The 18,937-nt window shown below is 64.2% G+C and carries 16 protein-coding genes and 1 other RNA gene; 12 read left to right on the forward strand and 5 right to left on the reverse strand.

Features of this window, described 5'->3' with window-relative positions:
• Positions 1-146 precede the first annotated feature (146 nt).
• On the forward strand, positions 147-2,219 hold the full coding sequence (locus C0V82_RS07420; RefSeq protein WP_245924199.1) for a S9 family peptidase: 2,073 nt from the start codon (positions 147-149) through the stop codon (positions 2,217-2,219).
• A 69-nt stretch (positions 2,220-2,288) separates the two neighbouring features.
• On the opposite strand, the gene C0V82_RS07425 is transcribed toward C0V82_RS07420, so the two are convergent.
• The 5 genes from C0V82_RS07425 to C0V82_RS07445 form a co-directional block, all read right to left on the reverse strand.
• Entirely contained in the window at positions 2,289-2,495 is a 207-nt protein-coding gene (locus C0V82_RS07425) for a hypothetical protein (protein ID WP_156344386.1), read from the reverse strand.
• A 192-nt stretch (positions 2,496-2,687) separates the two neighbouring features.
• Entirely contained in the window at positions 2,688-2,900 is a 213-nt protein-coding gene (locus tag C0V82_RS07430; RefSeq protein WP_102111783.1) for a hypothetical protein, read from the reverse strand.
• Positions 2,897-3,649 (reverse strand): TrmH family RNA methyltransferase, encoded by a 753-nt coding sequence (locus C0V82_RS07435; RefSeq protein ID WP_102111784.1) that lies wholly within the window; start codon positions 3,647-3,649, stop codon positions 2,897-2,899. The genes C0V82_RS07430 and C0V82_RS07435 overlap by 4 nt, the downstream gene beginning before the upstream one ends.
• 55 nt (positions 3,650-3,704) lie before the next feature.
• Positions 3,705-5,174, reverse strand: coding sequence for an IMP dehydrogenase (gene guaB, locus C0V82_RS07440; protein ID WP_102111785.1), 1,470 nt, complete (start codon positions 5,172-5,174; stop codon positions 3,705-3,707).
• 333 nt (positions 5,175-5,507) lie between these two features.
• A complete protein-coding gene (locus tag C0V82_RS07445) occupies positions 5,508-6,818 on the reverse strand; it encodes a CAP domain-containing protein (protein WP_102111786.1) in 1,311 nt (436 codons plus the stop codon).
• 194 nt (positions 6,819-7,012) lie between these two features.
• Here C0V82_RS07445 and C0V82_RS07450 point away from each other — a divergent pair, with 194 nt between their 5' ends.
• From C0V82_RS07450 to murD, 11 genes are all read left to right on the forward strand, one after another.
• The gene (locus C0V82_RS07450; RefSeq protein WP_102111787.1) at positions 7,013-7,888 is read left to right on the forward strand and encodes a DMT family transporter; all 876 of its coding nucleotides are present in this window, start codon (positions 7,013-7,015) and stop codon (positions 7,886-7,888) included.
• Between the two features lie 14 nt (positions 7,889-7,902).
• Positions 7,903-8,652, forward strand: coding sequence for an N-acetylmuramoyl-L-alanine amidase (locus C0V82_RS07455; protein ID WP_102111788.1), 750 nt, complete (start codon positions 7,903-7,905; stop codon positions 8,650-8,652).
• A 42-nt stretch (positions 8,653-8,694) separates the two neighbouring features.
• Positions 8,695-9,122: RNase P RNA component class A (rnpB, locus tag C0V82_RS07460), an RNA gene on the forward strand.
• A gap of 638 nt (positions 9,123-9,760) precedes the next feature.
• Positions 9,761-10,252, forward strand: coding sequence for a division/cell wall cluster transcriptional repressor MraZ (locus C0V82_RS07465; protein ID WP_102113305.1), 492 nt, complete (start codon positions 9,761-9,763; stop codon positions 10,250-10,252).
• On the forward strand, positions 10,252-11,217 hold the full coding sequence (gene rsmH, locus C0V82_RS07470) for a 16S rRNA (cytosine(1402)-N(4))-methyltransferase RsmH (RefSeq protein WP_102111789.1): 966 nt from the start codon (positions 10,252-10,254) through the stop codon (positions 11,215-11,217). Before C0V82_RS07465 ends, rsmH begins: the two co-directional genes overlap by 1 nt.
• Positions 11,214-11,660 carry a cell division protein FtsL gene (ftsL, locus tag C0V82_RS07475; protein WP_102111790.1) on the forward strand — a complete coding sequence of 149 codons (447 nt, stop codon included), beginning with the start codon at positions 11,214-11,216 and terminating at the stop codon, positions 11,658-11,660. Before rsmH ends, ftsL begins: the two co-directional genes overlap by 4 nt.
• On the forward strand, positions 11,657-13,471 hold the full coding sequence (locus tag C0V82_RS07480; RefSeq protein WP_102111791.1) for a peptidoglycan D,D-transpeptidase FtsI family protein: 1,815 nt from the start codon (positions 11,657-11,659) through the stop codon (positions 13,469-13,471). The genes ftsL and C0V82_RS07480 overlap by 4 nt, the downstream gene beginning before the upstream one ends.
• A gap of 20 nt (positions 13,472-13,491) precedes the next feature.
• Entirely contained in the window at positions 13,492-14,940 is a 1,449-nt protein-coding gene (locus C0V82_RS07485) for a UDP-N-acetylmuramoyl-L-alanyl-D-glutamate--2,6-diaminopimelate ligase (protein ID WP_245924200.1), read from the forward strand.
• 37 nt (positions 14,941-14,977) lie between these two features.
• Positions 14,978-16,456, forward strand: coding sequence for a UDP-N-acetylmuramoylalanyl-D-glutamyl-2,6-diaminopimelate--D-alanyl-D-alanine ligase (locus C0V82_RS07490; protein WP_102111793.1), 1,479 nt, complete (start codon positions 14,978-14,980; stop codon positions 16,454-16,456).
• Positions 16,446-17,531 (forward strand): phospho-N-acetylmuramoyl-pentapeptide-transferase, encoded by a 1,086-nt coding sequence (mraY, locus tag C0V82_RS07495; protein WP_102111794.1) that lies wholly within the window; start codon positions 16,446-16,448, stop codon positions 17,529-17,531. The genes C0V82_RS07490 and mraY overlap by 11 nt, the downstream gene beginning before the upstream one ends.
• Before the next feature lie 8 nt (positions 17,532-17,539).
• On the forward strand, positions 17,540-18,937 hold the full coding sequence (gene murD, locus C0V82_RS07500) for a UDP-N-acetylmuramoyl-L-alanine--D-glutamate ligase (RefSeq protein WP_102111795.1): 1,398 nt from the start codon (positions 17,540-17,542) through the stop codon (positions 18,935-18,937).

Genomic DNA, 18,937 nt, shown 5'->3' on the forward strand with positions numbered 1-18,937 from the left:
CCGCCCAGCGATTGAGGGCGGCACATTACCCTTCCGTGTACAACCCGCGCGGTGGCTTGCCGGAAACTCCCTCTTCTGTTTGGATGTTGATCGCCTTTACGGGGGTACCGTGACAGGCAACCCAATCAGAAGAAGGACGAGCGCACGTGACCACACGGAAACTGCCCGCGCTGCTTGGCAGCAGCCTGCTGGCCATTACCCTGGCCACCACCCTGTCGGCCTGTGGCAAGAAGGAAGAGGCGGCGACCGCGCCCGCCGCCACGCCAGCCCCAGCAGAGCTGATCGCCCGCAAGGACCTGTTCGGCAATCCCAGCAGGACCGGCGCCAGCATCAGCCCCGACGGGCAGTCCATCGCCTTTCTGGCCCCGCGCGACGGGGTGATGAATATCTGGGTCGCCCCCATCGGCCAGATCGACGCCGCCAAGCCCCTGACCGCCGACAAGGAACGCCCCATCCGCCGCTTCTTCTGGGCGCCTGCCGGTGACCAGATCCTGTATTTGCAGGATAAGGGCGGGAACGAGGATTTTCTGCTGTATGGCGTGGATGTCGCCAGTGCCGAAACCAAGCTGCTGACGCCATTTGAGAAAACGACGGTGCAGATTGTCGGCATTTCCACCCAGGTGCCGGACACGATCCTGGTCGGCCTGAATAACCGCGATCCGAAATGGCACGACGTTCATAAGCTGGATCTGAAGACCGGCAAGCTGACGCTGGTGTTCAAGAATGAGGGCTATGGCGGGTTCGATGCCGACCGCAGCCTGACCCTGCGTCTGGCCAGCAAGCCGCTGCCCGATGGCGGCATGCAGATCGAACCGTTCGGCAAGGATGGCAAGCCGGGCAAGCCCATCCTGACCATCGCCGCCGACGACGCCCTGACAAGTGGCGTTGCCGGTATCCCGCTGGAGGGCAATATCGCCTATCTGCAATCCACCGCCGGGCGCGACAAGGCCGCCATCTACGCCCTGGACCTGGGCAGCGGGGAGACCAAGCTGCTCGCCGAAAGCGACAAGGCCGACATCGGTGGCATCCTGACCAACCCGGTCACGGGCGCGCTGGAGGCCTATAATGTCGATTACCTGAAGGATGAATGGCTGCCCGTGGGCGATGCGGTGGCCGCCGATATCGCGTTTTTGAACCAGGAGGCCAAGGGCAGTTGGGGCATCACCAGCCGGTCCAAGGATGACAATCTGTGGACATTGGTGATCGACCGGGTGACGGAACCGGCCGCCTTCTGGCTGTATGACCGCAAGGCTAAGAGCCTGACGCGGCTGTTCACCGTGCGCCCCAACCTGGAGGGCAAGACGCTGGCCCCCATGCAGGCGCTGGAAATCCCGTCACGGGACGGCAAGGTGCTGGTCAGCTATCTGTCGCTGCCGCCCGGAGCCGATGCAAATGGCGATGGCAAGCCGGAGAAGCCGGTGCCGATGGTCCTGAATGTCCATGGCGGCCCCTGGGCGCGCGATGGCTTTGGGTATAATAGCGAGCATCAGTGGCTGGCCAACCGTGGTTATGCCGTGCTGTCGGTGAATTTCCGGGGGTCGACCGGGTTCGGCAAGGGCTTCACCAATGCCGGCGACAAGCAATGGGGCCGGACCATGCATGACGACCTGATCGACGCCGTCGACTGGGCCGTCAAGAATGGCATCACGCCCACGGACAAGGTCGCCATCTATGGCGGGTCCTATGGCGGCTATGCCACCCTGTGGGGCATGACCAACACGCCGGAGCGGTTTGCCTGTGGTGTCGACATTGTCGGCCCGTCCAACCTGAACACGCTGCTGGCCAGCGTGCCGGAATATTGGGCCGCCTTCTTTGAACAGCTGGCCCGCCGCGTGGGCGACCCGCGCACCGAGGAGGGCAAGGCCCTGCTGACCGAACGGTCGCCCCTGACCCATGTCGATAAGATCGCCAAGCCGCTGCTGATCGCCCAGGGTGCCAATGACCCGCGCGTGAAACAGGCGGAATCCGATCAGATCGTGACGGCGATGAAGGCCAAGAACATCCCCGTCACCTATGTCCTGTATCCCGATGAGGGCCATGGCTTCGCCCGACCGGCCAACCGCACCAGCTTCTATGCCGTGGCGGAAGGGTTCCTGTCGCACTGTCTGGGTGGGCGTCAGGAACCGGTGGGTGCCGATTTCAACGGCGCCTCGATCCAGGTGCCGGAAGGGGCCGATTATGTGCCGGGCCTGAAGGAGGCGCTGGCGGCAAAGCAGTAAGGGTAGGATGGCCGGCCTGCGTTACGCAAACGCAGGCCGGCTGCTTCTTCGCGCGGGACGTGGCGGGCCTTAACGGCTGGACGCCGGGGGCAGCCATTCGACGTTCGACACGTCCAGATAATCGCGCATATAGACAGCCAGACGGTCGGCGATGCGGCGCAGGTTCGCCGCCTCTTCCGGCTGGGACTGTTCGAGACGCGCGGCCTCGGCCTGCATCTCGTCTGCTTTGATCAGGATGTCCTGGCGCAGGTCGTTCAGATCCTGGATCGTCATCATGATACCCATAATGAAGCCCGCCTTCTCATCCGCATGATGGCACAAAAGGCGCCTTTGTCGCGCCATAACTATGCTAGGTTGCCGCGAAATGATGAAGTTATGCTTAAGGCGTGGATGGTTTCCCGACGGAACCACCCACTTGGGCACAAGGGACCTATGCGCAATCAAGGCCTTAGCCCGAAAGGCCTATGCTTAAGGGCAGAGGTTGGTGCCGGCTTCGTCCTGGATTTCGGCGCGTATCTTCGCTTCTAAATTGTCGATGCGCGCTTTCAGCGCATCGATGCGGGCCAGCAGGTCGGGCAGGCCCAGAGCGCTGGCCGTCGACAGGGCGGCCACGCTTTCCGACAGGTCAGCGGCGATGGCAGCCAGATCAGGTTCGGGGGCGCTGTCAGGGGCGCCGGTCATTGACCGCCTGCATAATAGGTGAACAGCGCGATGGAGGCGGCGACGGTGGCGTTCAGGCTTTCGACATTGCCGGTATTGCCAATGGTCAGACGCTGCGCCGGGACCTGCGGCGGCACGCCCTGCCCTTCCTCGCCCAGGATCAGGCGGGCATCTTCGGGCCAGGGGAAGGTGGCGAGGTCATCACCGCCGGCATCCAGCGCCAGCAACGGCCCCTCCGCCTGATCCAGTGCCGCCCAGCGCCCACCGCGCACGATATCCAGCGTGAAGACGGCGTTGCTGGCCGCACGCAGGCATTTCGGGTGGAAGGGGTGGGCCGCTTCTTCCAGCAGGATGACCTTGGACGCGCCAAAGGCCGCCGCACTGCGCAGCAGGGCCCCCAGATTGGCGGGGTCCCCCAAGGCGCAGACCAGTTCCAGGCCCTTTGGCGGGGCGGACAGGTCAGCCTGCGCAATGGGTGGCAGGGTGCCCACCAGGATCGGGTAATCCGTGCCCGAGACATCCAGTTCCCGGAACAGGGGACCGGCCAGCACCACAGGCTGAATATGCTCGGGCAGCGGCCAATCCGTGATCCATTCGGGATGGCGGATCAGGATGCGGGTGAAGTGAAGCGGCCAGCGGGTCAGCGCCTCCGGCACGGTCTTCAGCCCGGCCAGAAGGAATTGCCCCTGCTTACGGATGCCACGGCTTTCCAGCAGCCCGGACCAGGACTTGAATTGCGGGTTCTGGGGGCTGTCGATGTAGTGGAACATGGATCATCCGTTACACTCCTCGCCCGCGCAGGCGGGAGAGGGGTGCCGTAAAACCTCACCCCTGGCGGTAATTCGGGGCTTCGTTGGTGATGGTGATGTCGTGGACGTGGCTTTCGCGCAGGCCGGCGTTGGTGATACGCACGAACTGGGGTTTGGTGCGCATTTCCTGGATCGTGGCGCAACCCGTATAGCCCATGGAGGCGCGCAGGCCGCCGATCAGCTGATGCACCACGGCCCCGATGGGGCCCTTGTAGGGCACGCGGCCTTCCACGCCCTCGGGCACCAGCTTCAGGGTGTTGGAGACTTCGGCCTGGAAATAGCGGTCGGCGGAACCACGGGCCATGGCACCGACGGAGCCCATGCCGCGATAGGCCTTGTAGGACCGGCCCTGGAACAGGATCACCTCACCGGGGCTTTCATCGGTACCGGCGAACAGGCCGCCCATCATGGCACACGACGCACCGGCGGCGATGGCCTTGGCCAGATCGCCCGAGTACTTGATACCGCCATCGGCGATGACGGGGATGCCATGCTTCTGACAGGCCTCCACCACATCCAGGATGGCGGTGAGCTGCGGCACGCCCACGCCGGCCACGATGCGGGTGGTGCAGATGGAGCCGGGGCCGATACCGACCTTGATGGCGTCGGCACCGGCATCGATCAGGGCCAGGGCCGCATCGGCGGTGGCGACGTTGCCGGCGATGATCTGGGTATAGTTCGGCAGGTTGCGGGCGGCGCGCACCTGATCGGCCACCTTCTTGGAATGGCCATGGGCCGTGTCGATGACCAGCACGTCAACGCCGGCATCGAACAGGGCGGCGGCGCGTTCCAGACCATCGGGACCGGTGCCGGTGGCGGCAGCGGCGCGCAGGCGACCGGCAGCATCCTTGGCGGCATGGGGATGGTTCTGCGCCTTTTCGATATCCTTGACCGTGATCATGCCGATGCAGCGATAAGCATCGTCAACGACCAGCAGCTTTTCGATGCGGTTCTGGTGCAACAGGCGCTTGGCCTCTTCCTTGGACACACCCGGCTTCACCGTCACCAGACCATCCTTGGTCATCAGCTCGCTGACCGGCTGGTTCGGGTTGCTGGCAAAGCGCACGTCGCGGTGGGTCAGGATGCCCACCAGCTTTCCAGCCTCATCCACCACGGGGAAGCCGGAGAAACGGTAGCGGCGCTGCAATTCCTGCGCGTCGGCCAGGGTATTGTCGGGGCGCAGCGTGTAGGGGTTGACCACCATGCCCGATTCGAAGCGCTTGACGGCGCGAACCTCGTCGGCCTGACGGCTAATATCCATGTTGCGGTGAATGACGCCGATGCCGCCCGACTGCGCCATGGCGATGGCCAGGGCCGATTCCGTGACCGTGTCCATGGCGGCCGACAGCAGCGGAATGCCCAACTGGATCGACTTGGTCAGCCAGGTCTTGGTGTCAACCTCTGCCGGCATGACCTCCGATGCGGCGGGAACCAGCAGCACATCGTCAAAGGTCAGGGCTTCGCGGAAACGGTCAGAACTGGACATGAACCTGGCTCTCCCATGGGCGGGCCGGCGGGGCCGCCAAGAAACGGGTTATGGGACACCGAGCCCGCCCGCACCCGATGGCGCAAGCTGGTTCCATGTCCCAAATCAAAAGGTTCGCCGCACTATACACATGCGGATGCCGTTGGGAAGCTACCAGGGATGGGGGGCCTGGGTTGCCATTTGGGCAAGGCGCTTGTCGCCTGTCCCTCAAACGCCGGGCGCGGCCATCCGGCCGCTTGGCTTCGCGCACATGGGTGCGCGGGCGCTCAACGCGCCAGCCCATGAAGGATGAGAGCCCTCATTCTTCATTGGCACCGTAATCCTGAACCCGGATCAAACCAGCAGCAGCAACCCATCGCTTTCCTGTGGCGTGCCCAGCGCCGACAGGGCCAGACCCGCGAAGGTGACGGAGATATCGATGCGCCCGTCGGCGTCCAGATCGGCATGCAGGGTCGCGCCCTTATAGCCGGCGGTGCCATCATCGGCGGTCCAGGTGAAGCGGCTGGTGCCAGGGCGCCAGCCCCAGATATTCACCTGCTCCCCCTTTTCGAAATCGACGATGGTGGTCCAGGCCGCCTGACCGCCACGGCCATCGGCGAAGAAGATATCCTGCCCCGCCCCGCCGATCAGGAAGTTGGAGCCGGTGCCGCCATCCAGCACATCACTGCCAGCCCCGCCATTGGCAGCATCATTGCCGCCGCCCAAATTCATGAAATCATCCTGATCGCTGCCGGCCACATTATCGGCGCCGGCTGTGCCCAGCATCTGCCAGTCCAGATGCGCCACAGGGCCGCTATAGGCCGTGGGTGTGGTGGCGACGAAGCTGTTGGTGGTGCTGTTCCAGGTCTGGAAGGTGACGGGGGCGAACAGGGCGGCCTTGGCGTCCACCCCGACATTCAGGCCGTTCATGCTGACGGTCTGATAATAGGCACCGGTCAGGCCACCGCCGCTGAACCCCAGGGTCCAGGTGCCGTTGGCCATGGTGATGGCGTAGCCGCCAGCGGCACTGGTCTGCCCCATGACAGTGCCATTCACCGTGATCGAGACGCCACCCACCCCTTCGCCGGGATTGTAATAGCCATCGCCGTTCAGATCATTGAAGACCACGCCCGTCGCATAGCGGGACTGTCCCGTGGCCGCGAAATTCTGGGTGATCATGGAGGCGTTGTAGCCCGTCATCTCCCCCAGTTGCTGGCTGATCCCGATCTCCCGGTAATTCTCGCCAAAAATATTGACGCGGTGGCCGGGGCTGAGGAACAGGCCGCGATGCTGCTGTTCGATATAGGCGGCAAGCTGGCTGGTGCGGAGCTGGCCCGTCGTCCCACTCCACGAGATATTCTCCCCCCAGGTATAGGCGCCGGTGAAGCGGTAACCGGCGGCGGCCATCCGGTCGCCGGGGCTGGAGCCGTTGATACCGGTATGGCTGAACGTGTCGGTCGCCAACATCCAGTCGCTATGCGCCTCTGCCGCTGCCGCCAACAGGTTGTTGGGGGCCAGCGGCTGTTTGGCCGTGGCGGAGATGGTCCCCGCAGCCAGACCCTGGTTCAGGTCGATGCCGAACGCGGCCGCCGCCGCCACGGGATCGGCCCGCGCCCGGTTGATCAGGGTCAGCATATACAGTTCGTAAGCGTCGAACTCGGCCATCGCATCTCTCCTTACCTGCCAATATTGGAAGGGAAGGTGGCGGAGGGGCACAATGGCTCTTTCGGGTGAGGCGTGTGACAAGTGCAGACGAAGGGCATATCCCAGGCGCGCATTGCAGGGTGGCAGGCTGCGCGTTCGCCATTGTTGCCGCTGAAACGATAGGTTTGGCGGCCAACCTGTTGAGGAAGCGGCGGATGAAACCGGTTCATATGCTGGGCGCGCTGTTTGTGATGGCGCTGTGGGGGACCAATTTCGCGGTCTCACGCTATGCCCTGCGCGAGTTTTCCCCGATGCTGATGATGGCGATCCGGTTCGCCATCGTGGCGGCCATCCTCCTGCCCTTTGTGAAGTTCCCGCGCAACCAGCTGCGCCAGGTCCTGGCCTATGCCTTCGTCCTGGGCGGTGTTCACTTCCCGCTGATGCTGCATGGCATGGTGGGGGCGGAGGCATCGACCGCCAGCATCGTGATCCAGTTGCAGGTGCCGTTCGCCAGCCTTCTGGCCGCGTACTTCTTCAAGGACACGCTGGGCTGGCGGCGGGGGATCGGCATGGCTATCGCCTTTGTCGGCGTGGCCGTCATCGCGCTGCGCGGCGGCGGCGGGGAAAGCGACCCGTTCCATCTTCTGCTGATCGTCCTGGCGGCGGCGGCGTTCAGCTTCTCCAACATCCAGGTGAAATGGATGGGGACGGTCGATCCCTATCAGCTCAACGCCTATATGGCGCTGTTCGCGGTGCCGCAGCTTCTGCTCTATTCCTTCGTGCTGGAAAGCGGACAGGTGGAGCAGGTGTTGAATGCCAGTTGGGGGGCGTGGACCGGTATCGCCTATATGGTCATCGCCTCCACCATCATCGCCTATGCCATCTGGCAGCCGATGGTGCGCAAATATGATGTGAACCAGACGGTGCCCTTCCTGATGCTGGTGCCGGTGTTCGGGGTGGCGTCGGGTGTGCTGTGGCTGGGCGAGGCCATGAGCTGGGCGCTGATCGTCGGCGGCGTGCTGGTGATCGCCGGTGTCGGCATCATCCTAATCCGCCGCCCCAAGATCGTGGTGGCGCGCAACACGGTGTGAGGTAGGGTAGGCAAATGTCGATGCCAAACCTCATCCCCCATCCCAGCCCCAACCATGGCCCCCGCCGGGTGGAGGGGCCGCCGGATATGCTGGTGATCCATTATACCGGCATGCAGGATGGGCCGTCGGCGCTGGCGCGCATGTGCGATCCGGCGGCGGAGGTCAGCGCGCATTATATGATCGAGGAGGATGGCCGCATCTTCCAGCTGGTGCCCGATGACCGCCGCGCCTGGCATGCGGGTGCGTCGCGGTGGGCCGGGCAAGAGGATATCAACAGCCGCTCCATCGGGATCGAACTGGTCAATCCCGGCCATGAATGGGGGTACCGGCCCTTCCCGGAGGCGCAGATGCGCGCCCTGGCCAATCTTTGCACCCATCTTCTGACGCTTTATCCCATACCGGCCCATCGCGTGCTGGGCCATTCCGACATCGCGCCGCTGCGCAAGCAGGATCCGGGCGAACTGTTCGACTGGCTGGGGCTGGCCATGGCGGGGGTGGGATTGTGGCCCGACCCCCGCCCCGCCGATGGGATGGCATGGGAAAAGGACGAGATTGCCCGGCTGCTGGAGCGGTTTGGCTACCAAGTCACCCCGGATGGGATTTCATGGGACGAGCATATCGCCCATGGGAAAACATGGGACGACAGCGCCGAAGCCGCCCTGTCGGCGTTTCAGCGGCATTGGGTGCCGGCCAGCACGGGTAAAGGCATTGACCGCGACAGTGTCGCGGCCCTGCGCGCCCTGGTCAGAGACTCGGGCATCTGATCCCGGTTGCTTTCCATGTGCTGAACGCCTACAACCCGCCGGCCAGACGGTCGGATGGTCGCTCTCATGCAATGGGGAAACTCGCATGGGGGAGGAAAGTCCGGGCTCCACGGAAGTACGGTGCCGGGTAACGCCCGGCGGGGGTGACCCCAGGGAAAGTGCCACAGAGAGCAGACCGCCGACGCCAGTAACCCCTTGGGATTACTGGATTTCGGTAAGGGTGAAAGGGTGTGGTAAGAGCACACCGCGACCCTGGCGACAGGGTTGGCATGGTAAACCCCACCGGGAGCAAAACCGAATAGGGACGGCATGGGCGGCAACGCCCAGGCGCACTTCCGCGCTGTCGTCCGGGTGGGTTGCGCGAGGTGTCCAGCAATGGGCATCCCAGAGGAATGACCATCCCCCGGATACCATCCACCAGTGGGATATGGTCCGGCGGACAGAACCCGGCTTACAGACCGTCTGGCCCTTTACCTTGCATCGCGGCATGATTTATTTACGAATGGTTTACAGGTGTGCGCGCCGTCACAGCGGCAACCCATTGCCACACCTCCCCCACAGCCCCAAAACCGCCCAGATTTAGGGCCAAAACCAACCCAGACCCCACAATATCTAGGCATGAGAACGGGTCGGAAAGTGGGTTTGAAATTTAAATATCACGGTTTTCGAGATATCGCCCTGATTCCCAGGATATTTCGAATTTCTAATTAACAGAAAAACACCCTGTCCGTTCGGGTTATTTTCAAGAAATGGCAGGCATAGATTGCCTATGCCTTTCAGTCTGCCCCGCAGCGCGAATCAAATCGGAACAAGAAAAACCAAGCATATCTTAGTGGATGGACTTGTTTTTCATCTTGGGACCCGACTTATCCACAGATCAAGACTCCCGCTGTGGAAAAACACCGAATCAGGGCGGGACATTACTATCCCCCCTTTTCTCCCATAAATTCCCATGCTATCCCATAAAGACCCAAAGACAGGGACCATCAGCCCATCCATGCCCAGATGATGCCGCCTTCGAGGCTGTATCGGAAGGGGTGAATAACAGGGCGTTGGAGGGGTCGGCGGGAAATCCGGTGCCGGGGTGGCACCAACAAGGTGGGGCGTGATGGGCTTGTTCCTGTCCACATATGTCAACAAGGTTGATAAGAAGGGCCGGGTATCGATCCCCGCTCCCTTCCGCTCGACCTTGTCGGCGGGACTGGCGGCAGGCGTGGCCACCGAAATGGTGATCTTCCCCTCGCTGAAGGCGCAGGCCCTGGATGCGGCCCCGCTCTCCTATCTGGAGAAGCTGTCCGACGCGCTGGACAATCCGAACATGCCGGATGATGAGCGGGAATTGATCGAGACCACCGTGTATGGTCAGTCCGCGCAACTGACGCTGGACCCCGAAGGCCGCGTGATCCTGCCCGACCACCTGATGGGCTTTGCCGGGATCACCGAGACTGTCACCTTCATCGGCCGCCGCAACACCTTCCAGCTGTGGGACCCGGTGGCGTTTGCCGCGCATGAACAGGCCGTCCGCGAACAGGCCCGCAACAACAACATCTCCCTCTCCACCGTGCTGGCCAAGGCCAAGGGCCTGGCGAAGGGGGAATGATGACCGCACAGCCCGTTCATATCCCCGTCCTGCTGGCCGAAGTGCTGCACGATATGGCCGTTGCCGATGGGCAGACGGTGGTGGATGGCACCTTTGGCGCCGGCGGATATAGCCGCGCCCTGCTGGACAGTGCCGCTATCCGCCTGTTCGCCATCGATCGCGACCCGGCCGCACATGAGCGTGCCCGGCCCATCATCGAGGCCTATGCTCCGCGCCTGTCCCTGCTGAATGGCTGTTTTGGGGATATGGAGGCGCTGCTGGCGGCCGCTGGCGTGTCCAGCGTGGACGCCATCGTCCTGGATATCGGCGTGTCGTCGCCGCAGATCGATACGCCGGAACGCGGGTTCAGCTTCCGTTTCGACGGGCCGCTGGACATGCGGATGGGTGATACCGGCCCGACCGCCGCCGATGTGGTGAACAGCGCCGAGGAAGAAGACCTGGCCAACATCTTCTATCGCTATGGCGAGGAGCGGCTGTCGCGCCGTGTGGCCCGCGCCATCGTGATGCGCCGGGCGGAGAAGAAGTTTGAGCGCACCGGCGATCTGGCCGATGTCATCCGGTCCTGCGTGCCGAAATCCAAGGACGGGATCGACCCCGCCACCCGCAGCTTCCAGGGCCTGCGCATCCATGTGAATGACGAGCTGGGTGAGCTGGAGCGCGCGCTGGCTGCCGCCGAACGGCTGCTGTCGCCGGGCGGGCGGCTGTGCGTCGTCACCTTCCATTCGCTGGAAGACCGCTTGGTCAAGGAATTCATGCGTGAACGGTCGGGCAATGTGCCGGGTCCGTCGCGCCACATGCCGGGTCCGGCAGCCGTCGGCCCTGCCCCCACGTTCCGCCTGCTCTCCAAATCCGGCACAGGGCCGGGTGCGGAAGAACAGGCCCGCAATCCACGCGCCCGGTCCGCCCGGCTGCGTACCGCCATCCGTACCGAGGCCCCGGCCTGGGCACAGGGAGAAGCCGCATGATCGGGAAGTCCACCGTCGTCTGGATCGCCGTTTCCTGTGCCGCCAGCGGCATCCTGTACCAGACCAGCTATAAGGCGCAGGAGCAGGAGCGCGAGCTGAACCGCCTGAACCGTGCCATCGTGGCGGAACAGGAAGCCATCCAGGTCCTGAAGGCCGAATGGGCCTATCTGAACGACCCGACCCGTCTGGAGAAGCTGTCGGCAGAGCATCTGCTGTTGCAGGCGACCGGAGCCGCGCAGATTGCCCACCTGTCCGATCTGCCCGCCAAAGACCCGAACCAGCCGGCGCCGTATACCCCCATTCCCGGCCGCAAGCCGGGCAGCCGCGCGCCGGATGTGATCGAGCGTGCGCCAGCACCTAAGCCCGCCCCCGTCCCTCCCGCCCCGTCGCGACGCCAGCCTGAAGGCCCGGTGATCCTGGCGAAGTATGGAGCCACGCGATGACCGACATCAATTACAGCCTGACGGGCTTTGATCTGGCCGGCGGGGACCGGTATGGCCAGGGTGGACGGCCGGAACCGCGCATCCGCGTCAATAGCCGCGCGTCCACAGCACTGGCCATGGGCAAGTCGCGTCTGGTCGTGATGATGGCGGCCTTCACCGTCGGTTTCGGTGCGGTCGGGGCCAAGCTGGTGGACGCCACGGTCAGCTTTGGCGGGGCCAAGGAACCGTCGGTGGCCCGCGCCGCCACGCGCACCATGACCAACAGCCGCGCCGACATTGTGGACCGCAACGGCGTCCTGCTGGCCACGTCGCTGCACACGGCCTCGCTGTTTGCCGATCCCAAGCTGATCCTGGACGCCCGCGAGGCGGTACAGCAACTGACGACGGTTCTGCCCGAACTGGACCCGGTGACGCTGCTGGCCGATCTGAAGTCGGACAAGCGCTTTGTCTGGATCAAGCGCAACCTGTCTCCGCGCCAGCAGCAGGAAGTGTTCCGCCTGGGCATCCCCGGCCTGAATTTCCAGCGCGAGGAGCGCCGCGTCTATCCGCAGGGTAATCTGGCGGCCCATGTCGTGGGTTTCAGCGGCGTGGACAATAATGGCCTGATGGGGATCGAGCAGGCGTTCGACACAAGGCTGAAGGAAAGCGACGAGCCGCTGCGCCTGTCGGTGGATGTCCGGTTGCAGCATGTGCTGCGCAAGGAACTGGTCAACGCGGTGGACGAGTTCAACGCCATCGGCGCCGCCGGCATGGTCATGGATGTGAAGACCGGCGAAATCCTGGGCATGGTTTCCGTGCCCGATTTCGACCCGCACGCCCCGCCGCCGCCCACGCAGGAGCAGGATACCGATCCGCGGTTCAACCGTAACACGCTGGGCGTGTACGAAATGGGCTCCACCTTCAAGATCTTCAACACCGCCATGGCGTTGGAGTCCGGCAGGGTGCGTTTGCAGGACAGTTTCGACACCACCCGCCCCATCAAGATCGGCCGCTTCCTGATCAAGGATTACCACCCGGTCAATCACTGGATGGATGTGGCCGATATCTTCAAGGAAAGCTCCAATATCGGTTCCATCAAGATGGCCGAGCAGGTGGGGCCGAACGCGCAGAAGGAATTCATGGGCCGCCTGGGTCTGCTGCGTCAGGCCAGCCTGGAGGTGCCGGAACGTGGCTGGCCCATGATCCCGAACCCGTGGCGTGAAGTGAACATGATGACCATTTCCTTTGGTCACGGCATGTCGGTCAGCCCCGCCCATCTGGTGCAGGCGGTCGGCGGTGTCGTCAATGGCGGCATCATGCACCCGGCCACGCTGTTGAAACGCGAAAACCCGAACGAGGTTCCGGGCACCCGCATCATCAGCGAGCAGACCTCCATCACCATGCGCAAGCTGATGCGGCTGGTGGTGACGGAAGGGACGGCCAGCAAGGCCGATGTGCCGGGTTATGTCGTGGGCGGCAAGACCGGTACGTCGGACAAGGTGAAGGGCCGCGGCTATGTCACCAACGCCCGTATCTCCAGCTTTGCCGGCGTCTTCCCCGCCAATGACCCGCGCTACGTCGTCTATGTCCTGGTGGATGAACCCAAGGGCAACAAGCGGACCTTCGGCTTTGCCACCGGCGGCTGGGTCGGCGCGCCGACGGCAGGCGCCATCATCGCCCAGATCGGGCCGCTTCTGGGTGTGAAGCCGCAGGACAATAACTCGCCCGAGATCATCCAGGCCATGGCCGTGCATCCGGGTGCGGTGGCCCCGCAGGGCGCACAGGTGGCGGCGGTACCGGCCGCGTTGCAGGCCGGGGGTGAAGAGGATTGATGAAAAGGCTGTCGGAGATCATGGCATCACGGACCGAACTGGCGGTATCAGCGCTGGCACTGGAACGCGACCCACCCATCACCAACCTGACGGCGGATAGCCGCAAGGTCGTGCCCGGAACGCTGTTCGCCGCGTTGCCGGGCACGCTGCGTGATGGGCGTGATTTCATTCCCCAGGCCATCGCATCCGGTGCCGTCGCCATTCTGGCGCCGAAGGGCACGGTTCTGCCCGAGGGGGCGGAGCATGTGACCCTGATTGAGGATGCCAATCCCCGCCGCCGTCTGGCCCTGCTGGCCGCCAGCTTCAGTGGCGAGCAGCCCGAGAAGATCGCCGCCGTCACGGGTACCAATGGCAAGACCAGCACGGCGCAGTTCACCCGCCAGATCTGGGCCGGTCTGGGCCATAAGGCCGGGGCCATGGGCACGCTGGGTCTGGTCGCCCCCGGCTTTCCGGCAAGCGACAGCCTGACCACGCCGGACCCGGTCGCCCTGCATACCACGCTGGCCGATGTCGCCAAGGCTGGCGTCACGCATCTGGCGCTGGAAGCATCCAGCCATGGGCTGGATCAATTCCGCCTGGACGGGGTGCTGGTGACAGCATCCGGTTTCACCAACCTGACCCGCGACCATCTGGATTATCACGGCACCATGGAGGCCTATCTCAAGGCCAAGCTGATGCTGTTTGACCGCGTGATGCCCAAAGGGGCGACGGCCGTCATCAATGCCGACATCCCGGAATTCGACCAGATCGCGGCTACCGCCCATGCGCGCAAGCAGACGGTTATCGGCTTCGGCGAGGCGGGCAAGGAGCTGCGCGTCATCGAGGTGAAGCCCCTGCCCCACGGTCAGCGGCTGGAACTGGAGCTGTTCGGGCGTCGCCGGACGGTGGAGATGCCGCTAGTTGGGCGGTTCCAGGTCTGGAACGCGCTGTGCGCCCTGGGTCTGGCCATCGGCAGCGGCGAAGATGCGGAAAAGGCCGCTGACCAGCTTGCCATGCTGACGGGCGTGCGCGGCCGGCTTGAGATGGTTGCAACCCTCAAGAATGGCGCGGCGGTCTATGTGGATTACGCCCATACGCCGGACGGGTTGGAGACGGTGCTGCACGCGGCCCGGCCCCATACGCAGGGCAAGCTGTCGGTCGTGTTCGGCTGTGGCGGCGACCGGGACAAGGGCAAGCGGCCCATGATGGGCGCCATCGCCGCCCGTTTGGCCGACCGCTGCATTGTCACCGACGACAACCCGCGCAGCGAGGTGCCGTCGACCATCCGTGCGGCGATCATGGCGGCCTGCCCCGGCGCCCTGGAAGTGGATGACCGGGCCAAGGCCATCGCGGTGGCCATCGGTGAGCTGGGTCCCGGCGACGTGCTGATCATCGCCGGCAAGGGGCATGAACAGGGGCAGATCGTGGGGACCGAAGTCCGTCCCTTCGATGATGCCAGCGTGGCCCGGCAGGTGGTAGCGGGTCTGTGAGTTTGGGTTTAGTGCGTTTTTGAAGGGTGGGTGTGGGATGTCAGACATCCTGTGGACGGGCAAGGAAGTGGCAGCGGCCTGCAATGGCAAGGCGCTTGGCGATGCTGCCTGGACCGTCACAGGCGTGTCCATCGACAGCCGCACCATCGCCAGGGGCGACCTGTTCATCCCGCTGAAAGGTCCGAATTTCGACGGCCATGCCTTCGTCGCCCAGGCCCTGAACCAGGGGGCAGCCGGCGCCATCGTGGCCGATATCCCCAAGGGTCTGGAAGGTGACGCCCGCCTGATCAAGGTGGATGATACCATGCTGGCCCTGCAGGACCTGGGCCGCATGGGCCGGGTGCGCGCCGGCGGCAAGATCATCGCCGTCACCGGGTCGGTGGGCAAGACGGGCACCAAGGAGGCGTTGAAGGTCGCGCTGGATAGCCAGGGCAAGACCTTCGCCACTGTCGGATCGCTCAACAATCATTGGGGCGTGCCGCTGTCCCTGTCGCGCTTTCCCGCCGACAGCCGGTATGGCGTATTCGAGCTGGGCATGAACCATGCGGGCGAGATCGGTCCTTTGTCGCGCATGGTGCGACCCGACATCGCGATCATCACGACGGTGGAAGCCGTCCATATCGAGTTCTTCGCCAGTGTCGAGCATATCGCCGACGCCAAGGCCGAGATTTTCGAGGGTATGGACGCATCCGGCACGGCCATCCTGCCGCGCGACAATGCCCATTATGCCCGCCTTCTGGCCGCAGCCCGTACGCAGGGGCTGACGCGCATTCAGACATTCGGGACCCATGAGGGGGCCGATGGGCGCCTGTTGAATTACGAACCATACGCCGACCATGGCGTCGTCACGGCCCGCATTGATGGCCTTGACGTTACCTACACCATCCCCCTGCCGGGCAAGCACCATGCGGTTAACTCGCTGGCCGTCCTGCTGGCCGTGAAGGCGGCGGGCGGGAATGTGGCAGAGGCCGCCGAGGCGCTGGCCGGGCTTGCCCCCATCAAGGGACGTGGGCAGCGCCGGGCGGTTGAGGTTGAGGGCGGCGCCTTCACACTGATCGATGAAAGCTATAACGCGTCGCCGGTGTCCGTGGCCGCTGCCGCCGGCGTGCTGGGTGCTGCGGAACTTGGCCCCAAGGGGCGCCGCATCGCCGTGCTGGGCGATATGCGCGAACTGGGCGACCATGCGCCCGCGATGCATGCCGGTCTGGCCGACCCGTTCGTGAAGGCGGGCACCGATCTGGTTTTCTGCTGCGGTCCCAATATGCGCCATCTGTTTGACGCATTACCCGCCGACAAGCGCGGCGCACACACGCCCGACAGCGCCACCCTGGCCCCCATCGTCACCGCCGCCGTGAAGCCCGGCGACGCCGTGATGGTGAAGGGGTCCGCCGGCAGCCGTATGGCGCTGGTGGTCGACGCGTTGAAGGCGCTGGACCGCGCACAACAGGATAATAACCCGCAAGGGACGACCGCCGGCAACAAGGCGGGGAAACCGAGAGATAACGATGCTGTATAACCTGCTCTATCCCCTGGCGGACGAATTCCAGATCTTCAACCTGTTCCGGTACATCACGTTCCGGACGGGCGGGGCCGTGATGACGGCGCTGATCATCAGCTTCGTCATCGGGCCGCGCGTCATCCGCTGGCTGAAATCCAAGCAGGGCGAGGGCCAGCCGATCCGCACCGACGGACCGGAAACGCATCTGAAGAAGAAGGGCACGCCCACCATGGGCGGCCTGATGATCATGATCGCCGTCATCGTCTCCACCCTGCTGTGGGTGGACCTGACCAACACCTATACCTGGATCGTGCTGCTGGTGACGGTCGGTTTCGGTCTGGTCGGGTTTGGCGATGACTACCTGAAGCTGACCAAGCGCAACACCAAGGGCCTGTCGTCCAAGGTGAAGCTGGTCGCGACCCTGGTGGTCGCCGCCGTCGCCACCGGCTGGTACCTGATGGTGACGCCGTGGGAGATGGGCACAGGGTTGGCCCTGCCCTTCTTCAAGGATTTGCTGATCCATCTGGGCTGGTTCTATGTGCCGTTTGCCATCATCGTCATCATCGGGTCTTCCCATGCCGTGAACCTGACGGACGGGCTGGATGGGCTGGCCACCGTGCCCATCATGATTGCGGCGTCCTGCTTCGGCCTGATCGCGTACCTGTCGGGCAATGCCATCTTCTCCAACTATCTGGGCATCCACCATGTGCCGGGCACGGGCGAGCTGGCCGTGTTCTGCGGCGCGCTGGTCGGGGCGGGCTTGGGCTTCCTGTGGTTCAACGCGCCGCCGGCCATGGTGTTCATGGGTGATACTGGCTCGCTGTCGGTGGGTGGGGCGCTGGGCGCCATTTCCGTGATCACCAAGCATGAACTGGTGCTGGCCATTGTCGGCGGGCTGTTCGTGCTGGAGGCGCTGTCGGTGATGATCCAGGTGGCGTCGTTCAAGCTGACGGGCAAACGGGTGTTCCGCATGGCCCCGATCCACCATCACTTTGAAAAGAAGGGCTGGTCGGAGCCGACCGTCGTTATCCGGTTCTGGATCATCGCCGTCATCCTGGCGCTGGTCGGCCTGTCCACCTTGAAGCTGCGTTGAGGGCTGGAATGATTGATCTTGGCCATCTGAAAGGTCGCAGGATCGCGGTGATGGGTCTGGCCCGGTCAGGCCTGACGGCGGCCCGCGCCCTGAAGGCGGCTGGGGCCACGCTTCTGGCTTGGGACGATGGGGCCGGCGGGCAGAAGGCGGCGGCCGAGGCCGGGATCGACCTGACCAACCTGCACGATACGGATTTTGCCGGCATCGACGCCCTGGTCCTGTCGCCCGGCATCCCCCACACCTATCCCACGCCCAACCCGATCGCCGCCAAGGCCAAGGCAGCGGGCGTGCCGATCATCAGCGATATTGAGCTGCTGCGGCAGGCACAGCCCAACGCCACTTATGTTGGCATCACCGGCACCAATGGCAAATCCACCACCACCTCGCTGGTCGCCCATATCATTGCCGGCACGGGCCGCGCCACACAGGTGGGCGGCAATCTGGGCATCCCGGCCCTGTCGTTCGAGGCGTTGGGTGCCGACGGGGTCTATGTGCTGGAAATGTCCAGCTATCAGTTGGAAATCACGCCCTCTCTGGGCTTTGACGCGGCGGTCCTGCTGAACATCACGCCCGACCATCTGGACCGCCATGGCGGCATGGATGGCTATATCGCCGCCAAAAAGCTGATCTTCCAGAAGGGGATGGCCACGGGCGGTCAGGTCGCCGTCATCGGCGTGGATGATCCGCACTGCGCCAAGATGGCCCAGGAACTGGACGCCGAATTCCCTGGCAAGGTGATCCGCATCAGCGCTGAAGGCCCCGTCAGCGGTGGCATTGGCGTTGAGAACGGGGTTCTGGTCGATGACCGGGGCGGTCATCATCACCCCGTCACCGACCTGCGCACCCTGCCGGCATTGCCGGGCCGGCATAATTGGCAGAATGCCGCCGCCGCCTATGCCCTGGCGCGCGCGGTCGGGATCAGCCATGCCGACATCCTGGATGGGTTGCGCACCTTCCCCGGTCTGGCCCACCGCCAGAGCCTGGTGGGCAGCATTGATGGCGTGCGTTTCATCAATGACAGCAAGGCAACCAACGCCGATGCGGCGGCCAAGGCGCTGGCTTGCTATCAGCCCATCTACTGGATCCTGGGCGGCAAGGCCAAGGATACAGGCCTGGACGGGTTGGACAGTTTCATGCCGGCGGTGGCGCATGCCTTCCTGATCGGCGATGCCACGGACGCGTTTGCGGACTGGCTGTCGGCGCGCGGTGTGGCGCATACGCGCTGCGGCACCATGGAGGTCGCCGTTAGTGCTGCCTTTGCCAAGGCCAAGGAAGAGGGGCGGGAGGCGCCGGTCGTACTGCTGTCGCCTGCCTGCGCCAGCTTTGACCAGTATCCGAACTTTGAAGTGCGCGGCGATGATTTTGCGGCCCGCGTCCGGGCCTTGTCCAATGGGGGGATCGTCTGA

This window comes from Niveispirillum cyanobacteriorum (genome assembly GCF_002868735.1).
In the GTDB taxonomy this organism is placed as follows: Bacteria; Pseudomonadota; Alphaproteobacteria; order Azospirillales; family Azospirillaceae; genus Niveispirillum; species Niveispirillum cyanobacteriorum.